The following is a 22,371-nucleotide window of genomic DNA, read 5'->3' as shown; positions in this document are numbered from 1 at the left end:
GATCTCGACAACGCGGCATCCCTCGGCAACCGCACGCTTTGTTAATCCGTCAAAATACCGCTCCGGGCACCGACGTAATACCGACAAAATACCGACGTTATACCGACATGGGTTTTTCAGCCTTTTCAGCGCATTAACCCGATTCTCTCAGGTTTTGCGCAGAACCGGGTATCCGTCGCGCTCATCGGATGAGCAGGCAGGCCCTACCCGATCGACACCAGCTCGATCGCAAAAGTCAGATCCTGACCTGCCAGCGGGTGGTTGGCATCAAGCGTCACACTCTCTTCGCTGATCGCCACAACGCGCACCGGAATGGCCTGACCATCGGGGGCTTGCATCTGTAGCTGAATTCCCACCTCAAGCGGGATTTCATCGGGAATATCTGCGCGCGGCACGTCCTGACGGGCATTCTCATGCGGTTGCCCATAGGCCTGATCTGCGGGCACTTCGACGACTTTCTTGTCCCCCACGGCCATGCCCGGAATGGCCTCATCCAACCCCGGAATGATCTGACCGGACCCGACAGTAAATTCCAGCGGATCACCTCCGGCGCTGGAATCAAACTCGGTACCATCCGTCAACGTGCCGGTATAGTGAAGGCGCACAGTGTCGCCGGATTTGACCTGGGTCATAAAGTTTCCAATCTTTTCAGGGGGATGGGTTTGCAAGGCCACGCCTCGTCGCGCGGGTGCTTGGTTTTGGGTTTTCCAACGCTACTCGTTGCTCCAGACGATTGCAAACCACTCCTCCAACACGCAACTGTGCACGCCGCCGTGACCAGATTGATCTTCCCCCTCTGGCGCATCCGTGCCAGTCTGCGCCGGAATTACTGAGGAGGGGAAAGTGGCCATAACCACCTGTATTTTCGATGCCTACGGTACACTCTTCGACGTTGGTGCCGCCGCCCGGCACGCCGCTGCGGAACCGGGCCGCGAGGCCTTTGCGAAGGATTGGCCGCAGATCGCCGAACATTGGCGACTGAAACAGTTGCAATACACCTGGCTTCGCGCGGTCGTGAACGCCCACACCGATTTCTGGCAGGTCACACAGGACGGCCTCGATTGGGCGCTCGAATTCAGCGGCCATGGCGATGATCCAGAACTACGTGAACGCCTCTTGCAGCTTTATTGGGAGCTTGAGGCCTACCCCGAAGTTCCCGCCATGCTGAACGCCTTGAAATCGCAAGGAATAAACACCGCGATCCTGTCAAATGGCTCTCCGGCAATGCTGGACGGGGCAGTGCAATCTGCGGGGATCGGTGATGTGCTGGACGACGTGCTTTCGGTCGAAAGCGTCGGCATCTTCAAACCGGCCAGTGTCGTCTATGATCTGGTCGGCAAGCGCTTCGACTGCGCGGCCAAAGAGGTGCTTTTTGTTTCGTCGAATGGCTGGGATGCGGCCGCGGCGGCGGGCTATGGCTTTGCGACAGCCTGGGTCAATCGCGCCGGCGATCCGGTGGACAGGCTACCTGCCAAACCCGATCATTTCCTCAACGATCTGACAGGCATTCCAGGACTGGCGGGGGCGTGATGGCGACATTTCAAACCTCTGACAATCTGACCCTTTACTACGAGGACGCAGGCGCAGGCCCACCCGTTCTGTGCCTTGCGGGACTGACTCGCAATTGCCGCGATTTCGATTTCGTCGCCCCGCACATGGCCCATACCCGCCTGATCAGGATGGATTATCGGGGACGTGGAAAATCAGACTATGCGCCTGATTTCATGAGCTATTCCATCCTGCAGGAAGCACAGGATGTCATCGAGCTACTGGATCATCTGGGCCTGCCACAGGTCACCCTTCTGGGTACGTCGCGCGGCGGGTTGATCGCGATGGTGCTGGCCCATCTGCACAAAAACCGGCTGAACGGCGTGATCCTGAATGACATCGGACCGGTGGTGGCACCCGGCGGTCTTGAGCGGATCATTGACTATGTTGGCAAGGAACCGAACTTTCCGACATATGCCGCCGCCGCCGATGGGCTCAAAGCCGTCTACGCCGACGCTTTCCCCAATGTCAGCCTCAATCGCTGGCTGGTCCAGGCGGAGTTCATGTGGCGTGAGCAGGACAAGGACACACTGGCCTTGCGCTACGACCACCGCTTGCGTGACGCGCTGGTAGGGCAGGCAGGTGCCGGGGATGCCCCGGACCTCTGGCTGCTGTTTGACGCGCTGGATGGTTTGCCTCTCGCCTCTATCCGTGGGGCGAATTCAGACTTGCTCGATGCCGAAACACAGGCCGAGATGGCGCGTCGCCACCCCGATATGATCACAGCCACGGTGCCCGATCGCGGACACGTACCTTTCCTTGACGAGCCCGGGGCGCTGATCGCCATCATGGCCTTGCTGGAGCGTATTAAATGAGTGATATCAACATGATCCGGGCGGCGGCTGAGCGGCTCAAGGGCCATGCCCGCCGTACCCCGCTGCTGAATTCGCCCTTCATCGACACGTTTGCCGGGCGGCGCGTATTCGTCAAACCGGAATGTCTGCAACACACCGGTAGCTTCAAATATCGTGGTGGACGCTCGGCAGTATCGGCACTTGACCCCGAAACCCGGGGACGTGGCGTGATCGCATTTTCCAGCGGCAACCATGCGCAGGGCGTGGCACTGGCGGCGCATGAATTTGGCGTGCCTGCGGTGATCATCATGCCCGCCGACGCACCGCAGATGAAGATCGACAACACCCGCGCCTTGGGGGCCGAAGTGGTGCTGTATGATCGTGTGGGAGGCGAAAGTCGCGAAGCATTGGGTGACAGGCTTACCGCCGAACGAGGCCTGACGCTGATCCGGCCCTATGATGAACCGCTGGTGATCGCGGGCCAGGGTACAACCGGACTTGAGATCGCCGAGGATGCAAACGCGCTCGGCATCAAGCAGGGGGAGGTGCTGGTCTGTTGCGGCGGTGGCGGCCTGACCTCGGGCATCGCACTGGCGCTTGAGGCCGACGCCCCCGGTCTGCGTGTACGCCCTGTAGAGCCGCAGGGATTTGACGATGTGACCCGTTCGCTGAAGTCGGGCCATATCGAAACCAACAACCAACAATCGGGCAATATCTGTGATGCCATCCTGACCCCCGCACCGGGACAGATCACCTTTCCGATCTTGCAACGCCTCTGCGGGTCAGGCCTGACCGTCAGCGAAGATGAATGCCTGCATGCGATGGCGATTGCCTGGGCACGGTTCAAGGTCGTGGCCGAACCGGGCGGCGCGGCGGCCCTGGCGGCGGCGCTCTTCCGCAAGGATCAGATCGAAAGCGAGACGGTTATCGTCACCATTTCGGGCGGGAACGTCGATAGCGAGATGTTCCAGGCCGCCCTTGCCAAATACGGAGATGACGTATGACCGATTTCACCATTGCCAGTTTCAACGTCAAGAACCTGATCGGTCCGGACAAGGAATATTACGAATTCCAGAAATACACACCCGAGGAATATGCCTGGAAAGAAGACTGGATGGCCAACCAGCTTCTGACGATGGATGCCGACATAGTTGGTTTTCAGGAAATCTTTGAAGAGGACGCCCTGCGCGCCGTGATCGACGAAACCGATCGCCGGGCCGAGGTGCTGAATGCCGCGACGTTGCCGGACAAATCAAAAAGCTATCGTCGCAAAGTCATCTTTCGAAAATTGGCTGTTGAACCTTATCGCGATGCAGCGCTCGCTTTTGCACCCAACAGCGCGGACGAAGGTGTGCCGGGACAGCGTCGCCCGGGGGTAGCGGTTCTTTCGCGCTTTGGCTTTGTGGAAAAGCCCGAAATGATACAGGACCTGCCCCAGCCCCTCGATATCCCGTTCCAGCCGCTTCGGGGCCTTGGTGGCCCGCAAGACGCCGGGTTCTATCGCCTGCACCGCCTGTCACGCCCGATCCTCAAGGTGCGTATCCCCGTGGGCGATCAGGTGATCACTGTTTTCAATTGTCACCTTAAATCGAAACTGGGCGAACATATCAGGCCGAAGGACGCCAACTATGCCCCGGAAGAGGATTTGACCCACTATGATCCCGTTGGCCGCGCCCTTGGCAGTCTGCGCGCCGCCGTGCGCCGCATGGCCGAGGCCTGGGTATTGCGCGGTGAAATAGTGCGGGAAATCAAGTCTGGCCACCCGGTCATTGTGATGGGCGATTTCAACGATGGCGAACATGCGGTCAGCTCCGAGATCATAGCTGGTGAAGTGCCGTTCAAGAACTATGCCTGGATGCTGCGCCACGACGCCAAGGCCCCGAACGACCGCTACTCGGCTGAACAGAGCCAGCAAATCACCGATGATATCGAACGTGTCCGCCTGCATTCCGCCGAGAAACTTTTTGTCCGCAAAAGCCTGCGTGACATGGTCTATACCTCTGCTTTCGGGGGGGTGTTCGAATCCATCGACCAGTTATTCCTGTCCCGTCATTTCCACCCGGATTACGAGGCGCGCGTGGGCGAGATGACCTATTTCAGCGTTTTCAACGACCATCTGACCGATGGCTCCCATCCAGAAGCTCCATACAACAAACTTGCGTCTGACCACGGCCAGATCCTTGCGCATATGAGCCTGCGCTGATGGCCCGGATTGATCTGGGTGATATCACGCTGGAGGTGCGCGAAGATGGCGACACGTCGGGTGCCCCCCTGGTTTTTGCCAACTCTCTGGGTACGGATCTCAGGCTTTGGGACAAGATCGTTCCGCGTCTGCCCAAGGGACTGCGCATCATCCGATACGATATGCGGGGGCATGGCGGTTCGGATTGTCCGCCTGGCCCTTATTCGATGGGTCAGTTGGTGCGCGATGCCGAAATGATGCTCGATCATCTGTCGATCCGCGAATGCGCCTTTGTGGGCCTGTCCATCGGCGGGATGGTGGCACAGGGCTTGGCCGTGAAACGTCTGGATCAGGTTCGTGCGCTGGTCCTGTCCAATACCGCTGCGAAAATTGGACAGCCCGCGATGTGGCAGGAGCGTATTGCCGCCGCTCAGGCAGGCGGTGTCGAAGCACTAGCCGACCCAACGATGGAGCGTTGGTTCACTCGCGTATTCCGCGCCTCGGATGAATTGCCTTTCTGGCGCGCGATGATGACCAGCCAACGCGCCGAGGGCTTCATCGGCTGCATGCATGCCATCTCGGGCACGGATTTCTATACACCCACCAGCGGCCTGCGCCTGCCTGCGTTGGGCATCGCCGGGTCGGATGACGGGTCTACCCCGCCTGATCTGGTGCGCGAAACCATTGACCTGATCCCCGGCTCCGAATTTCATCTGATCCGCCGTGCAGGCCACCTGCCCTGTGTCGATCAGCCCGAGGAATATGCGCGTGTGCTGACCGATTTCCTCCACCGAACTGGCCATATCGCCAATAGCGCTTAAGCTCATGGCTCGGATGCAGGTTTGATACCCCTTCCGCCTCACCCGCGAATGCTCCGTGTCACATTGCGCCTTGCACGCCCGCGCGAATCCGGGTCAGGCTACGTCCAACAAAAATCGGGAGGGACCTCATGCAAACCATCAAAGCTGCCGTCTGCCACGCCTTCGGTGAACCTTTCGTGATCGAAGATGTACACCTGCGCGGGCCCGAGCAAGGAGAGGTTCAGATCGACCTTGAAGCGGTAGCGATCTGCCATTCCGACATCGTCTATGCCGAAGGGGGCTGGGGTGGATCATTACCGGCGGTTTACGGGCACGAAGCCGCAGGCCGCGTGAGCAGCGTTGGGGCGGGCGTGACCGGAATTTCTAAGGGTGATCCCGTGATCGTCACGCTGATCCGGGCCTGCGGTCAGTGCCCCAGTTGCGGCGGGGGCAAACCCACCAGTTGCGAGACCCCCTATGACGGTGACCATGGCCCATTGAAAACTGTCGATGGTGGCAAGCTGCATCAGGCCATGGCATGTGGCGCCTTCGCCGAAAAAGTCGTCGTTGATCAAAGCCAGGTGGTGAAAATCCCTTCCGATATGGCGATGGATATCGCCAGCCTGCTTGCCTGCGGGGTAATCACGGGTGTCGGTGCTGTCGTGAATGCCGCCGCTCTGCGCGCAGGGCAGGACGTGGTGGTGATCGGCGCGGGCGGGGTCGGGCTTAATGCGATCCAGGGCGCACGTATCGCCGGTGCCCGTAGGATTGTCGCTGTGGACATGAGCGAGGATAAATTGGATACGGCCATCGAATTCGGGGCCACCGATGGTGTTCTGGCCACCACCGACAAACCCTGGCAGGACGCTAAAAAAGCGATGGGTCGCGGGGCAGATGCGGTGATCGTGACGGTTGGTGCTATCCCCGCCTACGACCAAGCACCTCGATACCTTGCCGGTGGCGGGCGTGTGATTATGGTGGGCATGCCCCATTCTGGTGCCACATCCACCTATGAACCCGTGAACTTCGCCGCTGCGGGACAAGGCATGATCGGCTCCAAAATGGGTGACACGGTGATCAAACGCGACATACCCTGGATGATCGACCTGTATGGCCAGGGTCGCCTGAAACTGGATGAGCTGATTTCGAACCGCTGGAGCCTTGAACAGATAAACGAGGCCATCGCCGACACCAAATCCGGCAGTGCCAGACGAAACGTGATCCTGTTGAAATAACCGCTTCCTTGCGGCACGGGCTTGTGCCGTTTTGTGTCAGCACACATCTGAGGCACCGGTGTTTTACCGGTGCCTCTCTTTTTTCTTAGGTTCACCGAATGTGCCGGTGATGGCTTTTTACTGGAACATCCAGTCGATGAAATTCGGGAAACCGATCGAAAGCGCCGGAATATACGTCACGAACATCAAAAGCACGATCAGCATGCCCGTCCAGGGTAGCGCGGCCTTCATCACGTTCAGGACCGACAGACCCGTGATCGACGAGGTCACGAAGAGGTTCAAACCAACCGGCGGCGTGATCAGACCGATCTCCATATTGACCACCATGATGATGCCCAGGTGGATCAAGTCGATATTAAGAGATTGCGCCACCGGCACCACAATCGGCACCACGATCAGCAAAAGCCCCGATGGCTCCATGAACTGCCCACCGATCAGCAGGATGATGTTCAAAACAATCAGGAACACCCAGGCTGGCATATTCGCCTCGGTCACCATGTTGGCGATCTCGAACGGGATGCCCAGTTCGGTCAGGACATGGCTGAAGATAAGTGCGTTGAAGATGATGAACATCAGCATCAGTGTCATCTTGATGCTGTCGATCAGCACCTGACGCACGCCGGGATGAAAGAGGTTCACCGGCATCAGCGCCATTGAAGTCGCAAATTGCCGAACGCCACGCGCTACCGCCTGACCCGTAGTTTCCCCCTCGGACACCCAGGGGACATCCTTGTAGATGCCCACGCCGCGATAGATCGTTGTTGCCACGAAGAATGAATAGACAGCGGCAAAGGCGGCGGCCTCGGTCGGTGTAAAGAAGGCCTCGGGCTTCCAATAAAGCCCCGCAAGGATGATCACGATCAGCAGCAGGCCGAAAAGCGCATAGAACCCGGCCTTGAAAACCGCGCGCCAGCCGGCCCAATCCATTCTTTGTACGCCCGCACGCCCAACCGTCAGCCAGATCGCTACCATTAGCATCAGCCCCGCAACCAACCCCGGCACAATGCCGGCCAGGAACATGCGCCCCGTCGACACCTCGGCCGAGGCGGCATAAACGACCATCACGATCGAAGGCGGGATAAGAATACCAAGCGTGCCGGCCGTCGCGATAATGCCAGCCGCCAGTGGCACAGGGTAATTGGCGCGTTTCATCCCGTCGATGGCAATCGGCCCCACCGCGGCTACCGTCGCTGGAGATGATCCGGACATCGCAGCAAATTGCATGCACGAGAAAACGCCCGCCACACCTAGGCCACCACGAAGGTGACCCAAGGCCTTTACGGCGAAATCGACGATACGCCTTGCCGCCCCGCCCGAGGTCAAGAATGCGGATGACAGAATAAAGAAGGGAATGGCGGTCAGAAGATAGTGCCCCATCACCGCCGCCTGTGTCTGGGTCGCAACCGACGTGACCGACCCTTCCTTGATGAAGATGGCCAAAGCCGCAGGCAGTCCAAGGGCCACGCCAATCGGCGCATTCATCGCCAGCAGGAAAAAGACCATGCCGAACAAAACCCAACCTTCAGACCCCTTGAGCGCCAGAAGATCGGCCAGAAAATAATGCAACGCGTCGGCCATCAGTCACGCTCCCCCAGCTTTTTGGCTTCGAGAACGGCGGCAGCTTCTTCGTCAGCCGCTTCGTGCGCGGCTGTGATAGCGTGGCGCTTGCCGGTGAAAACCTCGTAAGTCATGTAGAGGATGGTCAGCATGAAGTAGCAGAAACAGATCACGATCGTGCCGTAGATCATCCATTTGGTGACCGGGATGTCATCCAGCCCGGCTTTGGACAGAAACTTGTGGAAATAGAATTTATTGAAGGCAACCGTGGCCCCGTAAATCATGAAAAAAGCATAGAGGATGGTGAAACAGCAGGCGCACATTGTGGCGACCCAACGCCATTTCTCCGATAACAGGTTCACGAAGGCATCCACGCCGACATGCAAGGTCTTGCGCAGCGCATACGTGATGCCCAGCATGATCAGGATCAGAAAACAGAACAGCGTCGTTTCCTGTGCCCAAAACAGGCCACCGCCCAGAAATCTGCGATCCACCACATTGGCAAAGGAAAGCAGCACCATCGCCGCCATGAGGTAGGCAAGGATGGATTCCTCGATCCATTCCAGAAGCCTGCTGATCCGTTGTTGTGTCATCGCTTGTCCCCTTCTTTAAAAAAGGCCCCGAGAATTTTCGGGGCCCCTTCTGCTTGGTTTCTATTGCTTACGAAGCGCCGTTAGCATCCAGCGCGGCATCCAGAACGTCCTGACCGATATCGTCGGTAAACTTGCTCCAGACGGGTTTCATCGCTTCGACCCAGGCGTTGCGCTGCTCTGCGGTCAGTTCGTTGATCTTGCCACCGTCTTCCAGGATTTTGTCCCGGTTTGTCTGGTTGATCGCGGCGGAATTGGCGTTTGCCTCGGCAGAAACTTCGGCAAGAATGGTTTCCAGCTCGCTGCGGATATCATCCGGCAGGCTGCCCCAGAATTCCGCAGAGGTCACAACCAGATAGTCGATCACACCGTGGTTGGTTTCGGTGATCGAATCCTGCACCTCGAAGAATTTCTTGGTGTAGATGTTCGACCATGTGTTCTCCTGGCCGTCGACGACACCTTGCTGCAAGGCGCCAAACACCTCGGAGAACGCCATTTTCTGCGGTGTCGCACCCAATTCTTCGAACTGCGCCTTCAGAACATCCGATGATTGAACGCGGAACTTCTTGCCCGCTGCATCCGACGGCGCGATCAGCGGCGAATTGGCCGACATTTGCTTCATGCCATTATGCCAGAACGCCAGACCCTGCAGGCCCGCATCGTTGACCGAATTCAGCAGCTCCTGGCCCGTTGGCCCGTTCTGGAACCGGTCGACAGCGTCGATATCCTCAAACACGAAGGGCAGGTCGAATATCCGAAGTTTCAGCGTATATTGCTCGAATTTTGAAAGCGACGGTGCGCCCATCTGAATGTCGCCCAACAACATCCCCTCAAGAATTTGGCTGACACCCCCCAGTTGGCTGTTCGGATAAAGCTCGACCTTGACCTTACCAGCCATCTGTTCGTTGACCCGCGCGGCAAACGCCTCGGACGCTTTAACCTTGGGATGCGTCGTTCCGCCCGTCGTATGGGCGAATTTGATCACAATCTCCTCGGCAAACGCCATCCCAGATGACAGTGCAATGGCCGTTGCGGCCAGTAGCCCGGTAAACTTATTCATGATGTCCTCCCTGAACACTTCGCAATTTTGCAGTCGTTGAACGGATGATCCGTTGACTTAATCTGCCAGTGCTTTTGGCTTTTGTTCAAAGGGATTCAGGGGAAATTCCGAGAGATTCAGCTATTTTTTTGGATTGCAGCGCGAAAATTGGTGGAAATCCGCCCAAAAATCAGTGCATCAGGTGAAGCTTTCCCGTTTCAACCCGTGCTTTGCCATTTTGTCGCTCAGCGTTTTTCGCGGCAGGTCGAGCGCGTTCATCACTTCGGTCAGTCGCCCACGGTGCAGCTTCAACGCCCGCTCCAGCACAAGCTTTTCAAAGTCGTTGACCTGTTCTGACAATGGCTTGTCTTCCATTTCCAGATCCGTGGCCAACTGACGAGTCAGCAAGATCAGGCGGCGCTGCTTCAACGCATTGCGAACCGACGTGACAAGCGCCATCGCATCAAGCGGCTTTTCAAAAAAGTCGAAGGCACCGAATTTCAGGCACCGCACCGCCATGGGTACGTCTCCATGCCCGGTGATCAGGATGACCGGCAGATCCGGGTCAAAGGTCTGCACAAGCTTCAGTACTTCCTCGCCATCCGCCTTGGGCAAACGTACATCCGTCACAACCACCGCTTCAGCGTGCTGCGGTATCTTGGGCAGGCATGCCTCAGCAGAGGCAAAGGCAGCAACCCGATGATCCTCAAGCTCGAAGGCCTGTGTCAGCGCCGTGCGCACATCAAAATCATCTTCGATCAGATAAATATTCGGCGTCATTCTACCCACCGTTTCAGCGTCAGCCGGAAATGCGCCCCTTCCTCTGGGCGCGATGAGGGAACAACATCCAGCGTGCCCCCCATCAGCGCCACGAACGCCCGGGAAATCGACAGTCCCAGCCCAAGCCCGGTCTGGTTTCGCGTGGTGACAAAACTTTCAAAAATATCCTCGGTCATTTCAGGCGGAATCCCCGGCCCATTGTCTATGACATCAACGATGATCTTCTCTGTCTCGGCGGTCAGGTGCACATCAATTCGCGGATCTTGCTGCTCTTCGACCGCGCGATATGCATTTTGCAGGAGGTTAAGCATCACCTGATGGGCGCGGACGTCACCAGCAACGGCCAGATATTCGACATCCGGGTCGGCGTGTATCGTGACAATCTCGGCCAGGCTGGCGCCTCCGGAACTCGCCGATTGCCCGGCCTCTTTAATTACGCGACCGATTGTGTTTCTAACATCAACAGCACGGGTGTCCGCATGGTCACCCTGCGCAAAAGCGCGAAGGTTGGCAACGGTTCGATTCATCCGCTTAGTCAGATCCAGGATCGCCAGAAAATTCTTACCCGCCTCGGCAGACCGTTCCTTTTCCAACAGCTTCAAACCATTCTCGGTATACGCCTTCAGCGCGGTCAGCGGCTGTGCAATTTCGTGGCTGATCGCAGGATATGTCATCCCGAACCGTGCCAGTCTTTCCTTTTGCATCAGTGCCGCCTGCGCCTCACCCAATTCCGCGGTTCGTTTCTGCACCAGCCGGTCCAACTCAATCCCTTGCTGCTGCTCACGCTCAAGCTCCACAATCAGATGTTGTCGGCGAAAGGCCGCGAAGACTGCAGCACTAAAGAGTATAAGGACCGAAAAAAAGACCAGCGCCGTCCGTTGCGCGACCAGCCAAAGTTCTGCCTGCAAGGATTTGCGCAGGAAAAGTTGCCACCGAAACAGCGGCATCTTTTTGTCCAGCAGCAGATCACTGGCATTGGTCTCACTGCTGACCCATGCGCTGTTGGAAAACACCGTATTACCCTCGGCACCGACCAGAGACAGTTGTGATTGATCGAGGCTCCAGATGTCACGGATGCGCCCCAGATCCACTGCCAGAACCAAAGCGCCTGCCACGCGGTCGGCACGAAAAATCGGTGACGCGAAGGCATAGGTGGGTTCGGTATTGGTCAGAAACCAGCCACGCCCCAAACGCCCCTGCCGCGCTGTCAGCAACATGTCCCGAAGAATGTCGTCCGGCAATTTTGCCCCGAAAAGTCCAAGTTCCACATGCTGTCCACCGTCAAATCGGAACAAGGCCAGCGTTTCAGCCGTAGTCAGCCCGAAATTCTGCCTCAGCCATGACATCGTGCTATCCGCTTCGGCCTGGCCCCCGACAAGCAATTTCGCCTCTCCTGTGCGGCTCAGAATACCGGCTTCTACCCTGTGACGATTGATTTCAAATTCAAGTTCCTGCGCAGAACGGGTCAGGTTTTCGTGCGCACGCAGGTGTGCATCAGCAGTTGTTCGCCCTAGATCCCAATAGAACCAGGATGCGGTTATGACGCTGGTTAGTCCGAACACAAGGCCGGCAACGAAAAACGGGCGACGAAGCATTCCCCTTGTTATCCAAGCCACGGATCAATGGAAATGGTGTTTCGACGGCGATGCCGTGCGCCGGATTTTTTATTGCGGTTTTCACCGGGGCTGGCGGATACTTCAGATGCTGATATGAAATCCATCCTACCTTGCACTGGGGATCACACCATGACGACGACCATCTCTGCCCTGGATGTCTTTCTGCTGCGCGGCCCCGAAATCGACCGCCCCCATTGGGTCAGCCATTTCATCGTGCCCACTGCAAATGAAATTCTGGTTCGCCTGACCACAAGCGACGGCGTCGAAGGCTTTGGGTTGGCCACCAGCTACACCAATGCCCAGCCGATCGTCGACGTGTTCAAAAACGGGATTGCGGACTTGATTATCGGGGAAAGCCCGCTTGCGCCGGAACGTCTTTATGAAAAACTCTTCGCCCTGACCTCGACCCGCTACGCGACTGAACGTGGCTGGGGTCGAGAGGCGCTGGTGCGTATTTCGTCAGCGATTGATGTGGCCTGTTGGGACATCATGGGCAAGATGGCGGGCCTGCCGCTATACCAGATGTTCGGTGGCTATCGCGATGAGGTGCCCTGCTACGTCACCTGCGCCTATTATCGCGACGGCAAGGATTTGGCTGAATTGCGTGATGAAATGCAAAAGCTTAAGGCCCAGGGCCATCTGGGTTTCAAAGCCAAGGTCGGAGGAATGAGCCTCAAAGAAGACATCAAACGGCTTGAGGTGATCCGCGAGGTCATCGGCTTTGACAAGGATCTTATGGTCGACGTGAACCGCGCCTGGGACCTGGAAACCGCGACCGAGGCGGTCAAGCTGCTGGCGCCGCTGAAGCCCCGCTGGCTTGAAGAACCGTTGCGATGGGCCGATGACAGACGCCAGCTCAAGTTACTGTCGCAGCGCACCAACATTCCGCTATCCGGCGGTGAAAGCGAACTGACCATGTATGGATGCCGGGCCATGCTGGAAGAACAGGCGATACAGATCCTTCAATTCGACGTGACCATGTTTGGCGGCTTCACCGAAGGGCGCAAAATGGCAGCGATGTGCGAGCTACACCATGTCGAGGTGACGCCCCACCATGATTGCTTCATCCACGCGCCCTTGGTCGCCTCTACGCCCGCAGGCTGTTTCGTCGAAGCCTTCACCGATCCCGAGCGTGATCCGCTTCAGGCGGAACTCTTTGAAAATCCGCCCACCATAACCGATGGCTGGCTGACCCTGAACCGTGACCCCGGTCTGGGCCTGACATTGAATGAAGATACGGTCCGGAAATACGGCACTCGTATTCTGTAGTAAGAACGTAGAATGCTGACATCACAACATTTCAATATCCATGAAAATAGCACTGTCCTCTCGCCCGGGGTCGCGGGTGTCGATGTTCTTGTGAACGGTCTTCAAACTGGCAGTTCAATTCTTGCGCAACAGTCAAAGCAGAACCCAATTCGTACCAAGAAAACCAACGAACAAATGCTTTTTTGCGAAACATCCGGGACAAGCGGACAGGCAAAAACGATACGGCGGCGTCCAGAAAGCTGGGTGAAAAGTTTTTACATCAACCGTCAAGATTTCGCGCTTGGTCCCGGCGACACCTATGCCACGATTGGACATCTGGGCCATTCGCTCTCCCTTTATGCCACGTTAGAGGCGTTTCATATCGGCGCCGACATCTTGATGCTGTCCAGCCTTTCGCCCAAAAATCAGATCAACAGGATGATCGAAAATCAGGTCACTGTTATCTACGCCACACCCTCGCAGTTGCACCTTCTGATGCGCGGCGCAGGGGCACTGGGGCTGACAAGCCTGCCCGAAGTTCGCCACATCTTCTCTGGTGGTGGCAAGCTGGAGGGCACACATCGCCAACACCTGGCCGAGCTTTTCCCCAATGCCGCCATTCGTGAATTTTTCGGCGCCAGCGAGACCAGCTTTATCTCGATCACGGACAGAGATACTCCCGATGGGTCCGTGGGTCGCCCCTATCCCGGCGTCACCCTGGAAATCCGCAATAACATGCTCGCACAGCCCGGTGAGACCGGTGAAATCTGGGTTACCAGCCCGTATCTCTTTGAAGGATACGAAGGCGCTGGGACCACAGAAACTCAATGGGACGGAAAATACCTGAGCATCGGCGAAATGGGCTATCTGGACGCGAATGGCCATCTATTCCTGAGAGGCCGGAAGAATCGGATGGTGACGGTATCGGACACCAATGTCTTTCCCGAAGAAATCGAGAAATCCCTTATGGCTTTGCCACAAATAACGCTTTGCGCGGCCTTGGGGCTACCGGACGAAAAACGTGGCCATAAAATCTTGTGCGCCATCGAAGGTCGGGCATTTGAAGGTATGGAAAAACAGCTTCGGCAAAGATGCCGCGACGCGTTGGGCGCACCTGCGGTCCCGCATCGTTTCATCTTTCTGGACAAGATCCCCCTGCTCGCAGCAGGAAAACCTGACCTTCAAACCTTGCAACAGCTATTGGGGTCAACGCCATGACCCGCAGCTTCATCATTGCGGCACGGCGCAGTGCCGTTGCCCCCAGAAACGGGCGGCTGGCGGACCTGTCGCTGCATGATCTGGCGGCACCAGTGGTCACGCAAGCCCTGCACGATGCCAGTCTGGCGAAAAGTCAGGTGGACGAGATCATTGTTTCAAACGCCCTCGGCGCGGGCGGCAATCCTGCGCGTGTTGTTGCCCTGGCCGCTGAGCTTCCGCAAACGGTCGCGGGGCTTTCGGTTGACCGGCAATGTGTCGGTGGGCTCGATGCGCTTCTGATTGCTGATGCGATGATAAAATCCGGCCAACATGACATCGTGATCGCTGGTGGGGTCGAAAGCTATTCAAGGCGGCCCTTGCGGTATCGTACTTTTGCAGACGGCTCTGATCCGCAACCTTACGAGCAGGCCGCCTTCACGCCTTGGGCTGATCGTGACCCTGACATGGCCACCGCGGCGCATCGGCTGTCTGAAATGTTGCATATTGATCAGGCTAAACAGGATGAATGGGCGATTGATAGCCATCGCAAAGCGATCGCCACTGCACCCGAAATCAAGGCGGCGGAAATCGTAAAGATTTCGGGGTTGAACACAGACACGTTCACGCGAAACCTGACCCCGCGCCATTGCAGCAAAGCCAAGACCGTGCATGGATCCGTCACCTCGGCCAACATGGCCGTGGCCGCCGACGCTGCCGCTTTTGCCATCATCGTCTCAGAAAAGATCGCTCGGCACGTCACCGCACCCAAGGTCGAACTACTTGCCGGGCAGACACTTGGCGGCGATCCCGCCTGCCCCGGGCTGGCCCCTGTCACTGCTATTGAAAAGGTGCTTGCCCAGACCGGGATGACGCCTGAAAACCTGATCACCGCCGAGATCATGGAAGCATTTGCCATTCAGGCAATCGCCTGCCAGCAAGGCGTAAGGATACCGCGCCAGATCGTCAATCCGCATGGCGGCTCACTCGCCCGTGGCCATCCCATCGGCGCGTCCGGCGCGATCCTGGCTGTCAGCCTCTATCATCAGCTTTGTCGCAATCCGGGCTGCGGTCTTGTAGCTATTGCAGCAGCGGGCGGATTGGGGTCAGCACTGCTTGCCCGAAAACTGTAGGCGCTACGTCAAGGGTCTTCCGCAAAGCCGCTGAAAGAGGTGAATTCTTCCAACGCCAGACGCTCAGTTCTGAAATGGTTCACCGGCGCGCTTTGATCGGTCACGCCGATGGCGATACCACACACCACCAGTTCGGTTTCTGGCAAGCCCAGATGGCGGTGAACAACCGTTCCGTAATTGGCCAGTGCACCGATACCCGTCGCGCCGAAACCCTGATCCTCTGCCGACAGCAGAAACGACATCAACGCCATACCAAGGTCCATGAAACAGCCCTTGCCCATATCCCTGTCAATGGTAACGACCACGCCGACAGGAGCGCCAAAAAAAGCATAATTCCTGTCAAACTGGCGTTTGCGCCCCTCAACATCTCGCCGCGCAATCCCCAGGGCCTCATAAAGGGCATACCCGGCTGCGCGTTGACGTGATTTCAACTCGGGCGACATGGCCGATGGGAAATAGCTGTACTCCCGGTCAAAGGGCACGCCCTCCTCGACGGCCTTGCCAAGCGCGTGTTTCAGCGATTTCAACGCCCCGCCCGTCAGAACATGGAAGCGACCGGGTTGAAGATTGGCCCCGCTGGGCGCGCGCCGCGCCGCCCGGCACATTTCTTCTATCGCGCCACGATCCACCGGGGCATCCGTGAACGCGCGGATGGATCGCCGTCCGGCAATCAGTTCTGCAAACTCAGACGACATCGGCCCGTGACAAGACGCTTGCGGGCCGTGCCTTCGCCAAGGCCGATGTCAGCATCCCCGCGATCGCCGCTTTCAAGATGTCACCCGGCACGAACACCGCAACCAGTGCTGCGGATTCGACCAGTGTTTTTTCCAGAAAGATCGACAGGCCCACGATCCCGAACACATACATGACCATGATCCCCCCGATCACCGAGGCTATACCCGCCACCAGGGCCAGGTTCACCTTGCGCCACTTCTCGACGATCAGTCCGGTCACGAAGGCAGCGATGGGCCAGCCGATCAGGAACCCGACCGAGGGTGAAACAAAAACGCCCAGGCCGCCACGTCCCCCCGACAGCAACGGCAGACCGATCGCGACCAGCAAAAGAAACAGCGAGACCGCCAATCCCCCGCGCTTTGATCCCAGAACGGTCCCGCATAACATCACACCCAGGCTTTGCGCCGTAATCGGCACGCCAAAAGCCAGCGTGATCTTGGGGATCAACCCAAGCGCCGCGATCAACGCGGCAAAAAGGGCAATAAGGGCCACGTTCTTTTCCATCTAGCTAGTCTCCTTAGTGTTAAATCCGCCCCGCGCACGCAACGCTTCGGCAACATGATCGGCATCGTCCAGAGCCAGTATTGTGAACGGCAATATGATGCGCCATGTTGATCGCCGATGTGATCTTGCGCGCCAGGATTCCGACAATTGCCGCCCCTTTATCAACAGCACCGGTGTCAACCGAATGACCAGCGCAATTGCCAATTCCAGAACATTGGTGCGCAGTCCGAACCACGTCAGAGGGGCGCAGATACGGCGCACAACGCCAATCATGTCCGTCAACCGCGTGGTCATGGTGACAAGGTTCGCCAATGCCACGGCTGAAGATAATCGCAGGACGATCACCAGCCCGGCCTCGGCCTCCCCAACCCAGATATGCCAGACCAGCACCACAAGGATGAAGGGCCACAAAATCCGCAACTGACGCAGTCCGGCCAGGAAAAAAACTGCGCCCGGCAACACGTAAAGCATCATCACAGCCGCGAAAATCGCCAGGTTCACGGCGACATCCTCGATGAAGAAAAGCGCCAGCGTCGCAACACATAAGCCTGCGAATTTCACCCCTGCCGGCCAATCATGCGCCCGGGTTCTAATCGGAGAGGTCAGAGATATCATCTTGCTCTCCCAGTTGTTTCATCGCACCGACATAGGCATCCAGAACCTCGGTGTCGGCTCCCTTTTGCACCACCATCCCCTTATCCAGCCACACAAGGCATTGATATCCGTGCAAGTCATCGGGATCATGGGTGATGTGCACAAGTGTGCCGCTATATTGCTCAAGATACCGGCGCAATTGTAGTTTGGTGGGGATATCCAATCCGGCAAATGGCTCGTCCAGAATCAGGACACGCGGCGCCATCGCGGCCACGGCCATCAGACAGACAAGGTGCTTCTGGCCTTGTGAAAGCCCGGCAATGCTCGCTTCGGCCCAATGCGATTTCCCGAACCTTTCCAACGTCGCGCGCGCCGCGTCTTCGGCCTGTTCACCGGACATTCCCTGTTGGGTCAGACCAAAGGAGACTTCCTCCAGAACTGTCGGAAAAATGATCTGATGATCCGGGTTCTGAAACAGAATTCCGATTTCGTTCAGGGCCGTTTTACGATCCTTGGCAAGGTCGTTGCCGTTGATCCGTACGTTTCCCGATACAGGCGATATGAGCCCCGCCAACAGCCGCGCCAGCGTTGATTTGCCCGACCCGTTTCTGCCGACGATTCCCACCCGCATATCCTCGGTGCGAAAAGATACATTCTTCAGAATATCCCGACCATCCACGCCATAGCAGAGCTCGGAAAGCACGATCTCGCTTCCAAGCGTCAAAGAGCTGTTTGGATGAATCTGACCTTGTTGCATGGACCTATAGGCAAAGTTTCAGGCGCGGTCTGACACGTCGGCCCGCGCGAGACAAGGTATCGCCTGAATTTGCCCGTCAATCGCCCTGACATTCCAGCCATCGGATCGAACTTATTGCGAACACCGCCTGCGCCTTGGCCAAATTGCAGGAATTTCCAGCCCCAATCATACGCGAAATTGGATTTTTTTCCTGTTTTAACGTATTGTCGGCCTTGTTGATCGGCCCTTTCACGCGCCGATCACGGTAATTGCGCATTTTATACTCTGCCCATTCATTCATGGATTCTGCCGAAGGACAGGATCGAATTTCAGAATTTCAAATCTCCAAAGGAATTTATCATGGTCACTCCCGTCGATTACACCACCGCCCCCACGAATTTTGAAAACATCCCCGAGCAGGAAGGCGACTGGCGCACAGAGATCACGGCAATGATGGTCCAACTTCAGGAGCGCCGCAAAGCCGTCCAGAACAGTGAAATCCTTCGCGGTGTGCACCCGAAATCGCACGGCTGCCTGGACGCTGAATTCTCCGTGAACACTTGTCTGGACAGCCGCTTCAAGATCGGCCTTTTTGCGGAACCCGGTCGCAGCTTCAAAGCCAAAATCAGATATTCCAATGCCGATGTGCTCAAGCGGGCTGATCTGGAGGTTGACGAAGATGAAAGCGGCAACAAGGTCTTCAAACATGGCAGCCGCGGCATGGCCATCAAGGTTCTGGATGTCGATGGCCCGGTCTACATGGAGGATGGAGGTGCGAAAAATCAGGATTTCCTGATGATCAACACACCCGAATTCGCATTTCGAAATGTCCGCGATTACCGGCGATTGACGCAGGTGTTGCTGGCCTCGGCAGACGCCGCTGACCCCGAACTTTTCTTCCTGCCGCTCAAGTTGCTGGAGCTTGGCGTACTTGACCCGTCAGGCAATCTGCTGCCACCACAACCAAGCGAACCTGAGATCGTCAAAAAACTGCGCCTGCTCTTCACCAGTAGCGATTTGTTCAAAGACTTCTCTGCCGATGACATGCGGGGCGCGCTCAGCTCCTTTGCCATTGTGCAGAAAATCCAGGCCAAGGCCGTCAGAGACCCGATCGACGCCCGGTATTTCAGCGCCGCACCCTTCCGGTTCGGACCCGATCGCGTGATGCGGGTTTCGGTTGAACCGGTTGGCGGGGAACAGCCGGTTCCGCCATTCTCGGATGCCGAACTTGCCGCGTTGGATGCTGACTATCTGTCAAAAGCACTAGCCGACCGTATGGCCTGCACAGAGGCCATCAAGCTCAGCTTCAAAATCCAGATCGCCGACGCCGCACAGCTTGAAGGCAAAATTGACGACATGATCGAAAATGCCGCAATGGCCTGGGATGAAAACGATCACCCGTTCACCGAGGTTGCCCAACTCACCATCCATCCCCCGGAACAGGACGTCGAACTGGTTGACCGATGCAAACCCCTGCTTTTTACGCCCTGGCACGCGCTGAACGCGCACGAACCTCTGGGCGGTATCAATCGCCTGCGCAAACCGGTTTATTCAACCTCTGCCACCTTCAGACGCACAACCTGAATGTCATCAAACCCATTTTCGAACGCCAGAATTTTACCCCGAAAGGAATTTATCAATGAAGTCACTGGGTGCGAAATTCGCCGAGATTGTTCAGGCCATCGGATCCTTCTTCAAATCCGCCGCCCTGCTCACGCTGAGATTTGTGGCGGATTTTATATTCCGCCTGATTGACCTTGTCCTGCCGCTGATCAAAATCGCTCATTTCGTCAGAAACAAGCTGCCGGGTTTCTGGAATTGGCTGACGCGACAGGACTGGTTCAAACGCCTGATCAGCCGCAGAACCTTTCGCAAATTCGCCGGCGCCGCCCCGGCGCGCCCGCACCAGTTCACGATGGCCCAGGATTACACCACCTGGTACGGCTTCGTGGATCGCAGCTATACGGGCCGGCACCTGCCACCCCGCCGGGCCTCAAACCTGCCGGACCCCGACGCGCTGACCAATCTCTTTCTGCGTGACGAAACAGACGGACAAACCGATTGTACCCGCTCCACCGTTCTTTTTGCCGCCTTTGCCCAGTGGTTCACCGACAGCTTTCTGCGGACCGCCCACGCGATGGAATTCGACGCGAAAAACAATGTGATACGAGACGGTAGCGACGCGATCATCCGCAAGGAAGGACGTGCCACGCGCAACACGTCGAACCACGAGATTGACCTCTGCCAGATCTACGGCCTGACCCAGGATCAGACCAACCTGCTGCGCTGCGATGACGATGAAAACCGCGGATGCCTGAAATTTCAGGACGGCGAGGACGGTGAATATCCCTGTTTTCTTCTTTCGGGAAAACCCACTGCGCTGGACCCGAAAGACCCAAAGAAGAACGGACAACTTCGGATCAGGCGGGAATTCAAGAACCTCCACCCGGACGAGCGGATCATCCGGTCGATCTTCAGCAAGGCCGGGCATAATAAAAAGGGGTATGAGACCATTTTTGCGGTCGGGCTAGAGCATGGCAATGCCACCATCGGCAATTCCCTGATGAACACGATCTTTCTGCGCGAACATAACCGCATCGCCCGATTGATCGCGGGGCAGCACACCGATTGGGACAGTGACCGCGTGTTCGAGACGACGCGAAATGTCATGACCGTGCTGCTGCTGAAAATCGTGATCTCGGACTACATCCGCCATATCTCGCCGATGAACCTGCCGCTGGAATTCCAGCCCGGCCTGGCCGAGAAAGAAAACTGGTACAGGACCAACCGCATCTCGATCGAATTCAACCTGCTTTATCGCTGGCACGCGCTGGTGCCGGATGAAATGTCATTCATGCCAAACCCGAAGGATCCCGTCGCGTTTCTGCATAACAATGACTGGCTGATGCAGACCGGTGTCGGCAAGGCCGTCGACTTGTTTTCCAAGGAAGTTGCAGGGCGGATCACCCTTGGCAACACGCCGCGTTTCCTCGGCCCGGTCAAGCGCGACACGATTTCATTGATGCGCGACGCAAATCTGGCAACCTACAATGCCTACCGGGAACGGTTCTCGCTTCCGAAGGCGCACAGCTACGAAGACATTACCGACGATAAAAACATGATCAGCGAGCTCAAGGCGCTTTACGGCGAAAACGTCGATAACCTTGAATGGTATGTCGGTCTGATGGCTGAAAAACACGGGACCGACATGATCATGGGCGACCTGTTACTGACGATGGTTGCGCATGACGCCTTTACGCAGGCGCTGACAAATCCGCTGCTGGCAAACGAGGTTTTCCGCCCCGAGACGTTCAGCCCGGTCGGCTGGAAGGTGATCAACGAAACCTCAAAGCTGGAACATATCGTGCAACGGGTCGTAGGCGGCGCCGAACCTGTGACATGCACATTTTCGCACGCAACCCGATGATGGGGCAGGACCAGGCAAGCATTCGCCCGGCGGCGCTTACATCCCAAGCGCTTCCTTGTACATCTCCAGCACCGCCTCTTCCTCGGCGATGTCGTCCTTGTCACGTTTGCGCAGCGCCACGACCTTGCGCAGAACCTTGGTGTCATATCCGCGCGCCTTGGCCTCGGCCATCACCTCTTTTTGCTGCTCGGCGATGTCTTTCTTTTCGGCCTCAAGCCGCTCGAACCGCTCGATGAACTGGCGCAATTCATCCGCCGTTACCCGGTAAGTTGCGTCTGATGTCATATCGTTCATGGCCCGCCTCCGCTTGAATAGAAGTCACTGACTACCGCTGTCCCCCAGGCACTGCAAGGCGCAACTTGCAGCGCACGCATCTTGCAGTTTTAGCCTGCATCCAGTAGGCGCAGTGCGTTAATGGACCGTGGGTCAAAGGAATACGAAGATGGAAGCACTTGTCTGGCTTGGTGCCTTTGTATCGCTGCTGGGACTGGCAGGGCTGATCTGGTGCATCGTCACGGTCTGGAAGGCACGCAAGGCTGGACTGGATGACGACGCTATGCGCGCAAAGCTGCAAAAGATCGTGCCGCTGAATACCGGCGCGCTGTTTTTGTCGATGACCGGGCTGATGCTGGTGGTCGTGGGCATTCTGCTGACCTGAT

General features: G+C 57.2%; 23 protein-coding genes. 12 read left to right on the top strand and 11 right to left on the bottom strand.

The window, feature by feature from the left end; translation table 11 throughout:
- Positions 1 to 203 precede the first annotated feature (203 nt).
- A complete protein-coding gene (locus tag Q1B27_RS17745) occupies positions 204 to 632 on the bottom strand; it encodes a peptidylprolyl isomerase (protein WP_299849426.1) in 429 nt (142 codons plus the stop codon).
- Positions 633 to 843: 211 nt separating this feature from the next.
- Between Q1B27_RS17745 and Q1B27_RS17740 the strand changes: the two genes are divergently transcribed.
- From Q1B27_RS17740 to Q1B27_RS17715, 6 genes are all read left to right on the top strand, one after another.
- Positions 844 to 1,530 carry a haloacid dehalogenase type II gene (locus tag Q1B27_RS17740; RefSeq protein WP_299849424.1) on the top strand — a complete coding sequence of 229 codons (687 nt, stop codon included), beginning with the start codon at positions 844 to 846 and terminating at the stop codon, positions 1,528 to 1,530.
- Positions 1,530 to 2,363, top strand: coding sequence for an alpha/beta hydrolase (locus tag Q1B27_RS17735; protein WP_299849422.1), 834 nt, complete (start codon positions 1,530 to 1,532; stop codon positions 2,361 to 2,363). Before Q1B27_RS17740 ends, Q1B27_RS17735 begins: the two co-directional genes overlap by 1 nt.
- Positions 2,360 to 3,346, top strand: a complete 987-nt coding sequence (locus Q1B27_RS17730; RefSeq protein ID WP_299849420.1) for a threonine/serine dehydratase — start codon at positions 2,360 to 2,362, stop codon at positions 3,344 to 3,346. Before Q1B27_RS17735 ends, Q1B27_RS17730 begins: the two co-directional genes overlap by 4 nt.
- Positions 3,343 to 4,545 carry an endonuclease/exonuclease/phosphatase family protein gene (locus Q1B27_RS17725; RefSeq protein ID WP_299849417.1) on the top strand — a complete coding sequence of 401 codons (1,203 nt, stop codon included), beginning with the start codon at positions 3,343 to 3,345 and terminating at the stop codon, positions 4,543 to 4,545. The genes Q1B27_RS17730 and Q1B27_RS17725 overlap by 4 nt, the downstream gene beginning before the upstream one ends.
- The gene (gene pcaD, locus Q1B27_RS17720; protein ID WP_299849415.1) at positions 4,545 to 5,345 is read left to right on the top strand and encodes a 3-oxoadipate enol-lactonase; all 801 of its coding nucleotides are present in this window, start codon (positions 4,545 to 4,547) and stop codon (positions 5,343 to 5,345) included. Before Q1B27_RS17725 ends, pcaD begins: the two co-directional genes overlap by 1 nt.
- Before the next feature lie 128 nt (positions 5,346 to 5,473).
- Entirely contained in the window at positions 5,474 to 6,559 is a 1,086-nt protein-coding gene (locus Q1B27_RS17715; RefSeq protein ID WP_299849411.1) for a zinc-binding dehydrogenase, read from the top strand.
- A gap of 117 nt (positions 6,560 to 6,676) precedes the next feature.
- On the opposite strand, the gene Q1B27_RS17710 is transcribed toward Q1B27_RS17715, so the two are convergent.
- The 5 genes from Q1B27_RS17710 to Q1B27_RS17690 all read right to left on the bottom strand — a co-directional run bounded on the left by Q1B27_RS17710 (position 6,677) and on the right by Q1B27_RS17690 (position 12,120).
- Complete coding sequence (locus Q1B27_RS17710; RefSeq protein ID WP_299849513.1) at positions 6,677 to 8,062, bottom strand: TRAP transporter large permease; 1,386 nt, start codon at positions 8,060 to 8,062, stop codon at positions 6,677 to 6,679.
- Between the two features lie 74 nt (positions 8,063 to 8,136).
- Positions 8,137 to 8,709: a TRAP transporter small permease gene (locus tag Q1B27_RS17705; RefSeq protein ID WP_299849409.1), complete on the bottom strand. Its 573-nt coding sequence runs from the start codon at positions 8,707 to 8,709 to the stop codon at positions 8,137 to 8,139.
- A 67-nt stretch (positions 8,710 to 8,776) separates the two neighbouring features.
- On the bottom strand, positions 8,777 to 9,766 hold the full coding sequence (locus Q1B27_RS17700; protein WP_299849407.1) for a DctP family TRAP transporter solute-binding subunit: 990 nt from the start codon (positions 9,764 to 9,766) through the stop codon (positions 8,777 to 8,779).
- A gap of 177 nt (positions 9,767 to 9,943) precedes the next feature.
- Positions 9,944 to 10,525: a response regulator gene (locus Q1B27_RS17695; protein ID WP_299849406.1), complete on the bottom strand. Its 582-nt coding sequence runs from the start codon at positions 10,523 to 10,525 to the stop codon at positions 9,944 to 9,946.
- Positions 10,522 to 12,120: an ATP-binding protein gene (locus Q1B27_RS17690; RefSeq protein ID WP_299849405.1), complete on the bottom strand. Its 1,599-nt coding sequence runs from the start codon at positions 12,118 to 12,120 to the stop codon at positions 10,522 to 10,524. Before Q1B27_RS17690 ends, Q1B27_RS17695 begins: the two co-directional genes overlap by 4 nt.
- Before the next feature lie 150 nt (positions 12,121 to 12,270).
- On the opposite strand from Q1B27_RS17690, the gene Q1B27_RS17685 reads away from it, so the two are divergent.
- From Q1B27_RS17685 to Q1B27_RS17675, 3 genes are read left to right on the top strand one after another with little or no spacing between them, the layout of a single operon-like run.
- Positions 12,271 to 13,410 carry a mandelate racemase/muconate lactonizing enzyme family protein gene (locus Q1B27_RS17685; protein ID WP_299849403.1) on the top strand — a complete coding sequence of 380 codons (1,140 nt, stop codon included), beginning with the start codon at positions 12,271 to 12,273 and terminating at the stop codon, positions 13,408 to 13,410.
- A 12-nt stretch (positions 13,411 to 13,422) separates the two neighbouring features.
- Entirely contained in the window at positions 13,423 to 14,607 is a 1,185-nt protein-coding gene (locus tag Q1B27_RS17680) for an AMP-binding protein (protein WP_299849401.1), read from the top strand.
- Positions 14,604 to 15,716 (top strand): thiolase family protein, encoded by a 1,113-nt coding sequence (locus tag Q1B27_RS17675; protein WP_299849399.1) that lies wholly within the window; start codon positions 14,604 to 14,606, stop codon positions 15,714 to 15,716. The genes Q1B27_RS17680 and Q1B27_RS17675 overlap by 4 nt, the downstream gene beginning before the upstream one ends.
- 8 nt (positions 15,717 to 15,724) lie before the next feature.
- Here the strand turns inward: Q1B27_RS17675 and Q1B27_RS17670 are convergent, their stop codons facing one another.
- From Q1B27_RS17670 to Q1B27_RS17655, 4 genes are read right to left on the bottom strand one after another with little or no spacing between them, the layout of a single operon-like run.
- Positions 15,725 to 16,411, bottom strand: a complete 687-nt coding sequence (locus Q1B27_RS17670; protein WP_299849397.1) for a nitroreductase family protein — start codon at positions 16,409 to 16,411, stop codon at positions 15,725 to 15,727.
- A complete protein-coding gene (locus Q1B27_RS17665) occupies positions 16,401 to 16,955 on the bottom strand; it encodes a biotin transporter BioY (RefSeq protein WP_299849395.1) in 555 nt (184 codons plus the stop codon). Before Q1B27_RS17665 ends, Q1B27_RS17670 begins: the two co-directional genes overlap by 11 nt.
- On the bottom strand, positions 16,956 to 17,570 hold the full coding sequence (locus Q1B27_RS17660) for an energy-coupling factor transporter transmembrane protein EcfT (protein ID WP_299849393.1): 615 nt from the start codon (positions 17,568 to 17,570) through the stop codon (positions 16,956 to 16,958).
- Positions 17,545 to 18,252 (bottom strand): energy-coupling factor ABC transporter ATP-binding protein, encoded by a 708-nt coding sequence (locus tag Q1B27_RS17655; protein WP_299849391.1) that lies wholly within the window; start codon positions 18,250 to 18,252, stop codon positions 17,545 to 17,547. The genes Q1B27_RS17660 and Q1B27_RS17655 overlap by 26 nt, the downstream gene beginning before the upstream one ends.
- 393 nt (positions 18,253 to 18,645) lie before the next feature.
- Here Q1B27_RS17655 and Q1B27_RS17650 point away from each other — a divergent pair, with 393 nt between their 5' ends.
- On the top strand, positions 18,646 to 19,869 hold the full coding sequence (locus Q1B27_RS17650; protein ID WP_299849389.1) for a hypothetical protein: 1,224 nt from the start codon (positions 18,646 to 18,648) through the stop codon (positions 19,867 to 19,869).
- 55 nt (positions 19,870 to 19,924) lie between these two features.
- A complete protein-coding gene (locus Q1B27_RS17645) occupies positions 19,925 to 21,712 on the top strand; it encodes a peroxidase family protein (protein WP_299849387.1) in 1,788 nt (595 codons plus the stop codon).
- 36 nt (positions 21,713 to 21,748) lie between these two features.
- On the opposite strand, the gene Q1B27_RS17640 is transcribed toward Q1B27_RS17645, so the two are convergent.
- Positions 21,749 to 22,006 carry a DUF2312 domain-containing protein gene (locus Q1B27_RS17640; protein WP_299849386.1) on the bottom strand — a complete coding sequence of 86 codons (258 nt, stop codon included), beginning with the start codon at positions 22,004 to 22,006 and terminating at the stop codon, positions 21,749 to 21,751.
- 148 nt (positions 22,007 to 22,154) lie between these two features.
- Here Q1B27_RS17640 and Q1B27_RS17635 point away from each other — a divergent pair, with 148 nt between their 5' ends.
- Positions 22,155 to 22,370 carry a hypothetical protein gene (locus Q1B27_RS17635; RefSeq protein WP_299849384.1) on the top strand — a complete coding sequence of 72 codons (216 nt, stop codon included), beginning with the start codon at positions 22,155 to 22,157 and terminating at the stop codon, positions 22,368 to 22,370.
- Position 22,371 lies beyond the last annotated feature (1 nt).

This window comes from uncultured Roseovarius sp., assembly GCF_947489715.1.
Taxonomy (GTDB): Bacteria; Pseudomonadota; Alphaproteobacteria; order Rhodobacterales; family Rhodobacteraceae; genus Roseovarius.
Note: the sequence above shows the minus strand (reverse complement) of the source record. Positions and strands in the feature narration are given on the sequence as shown.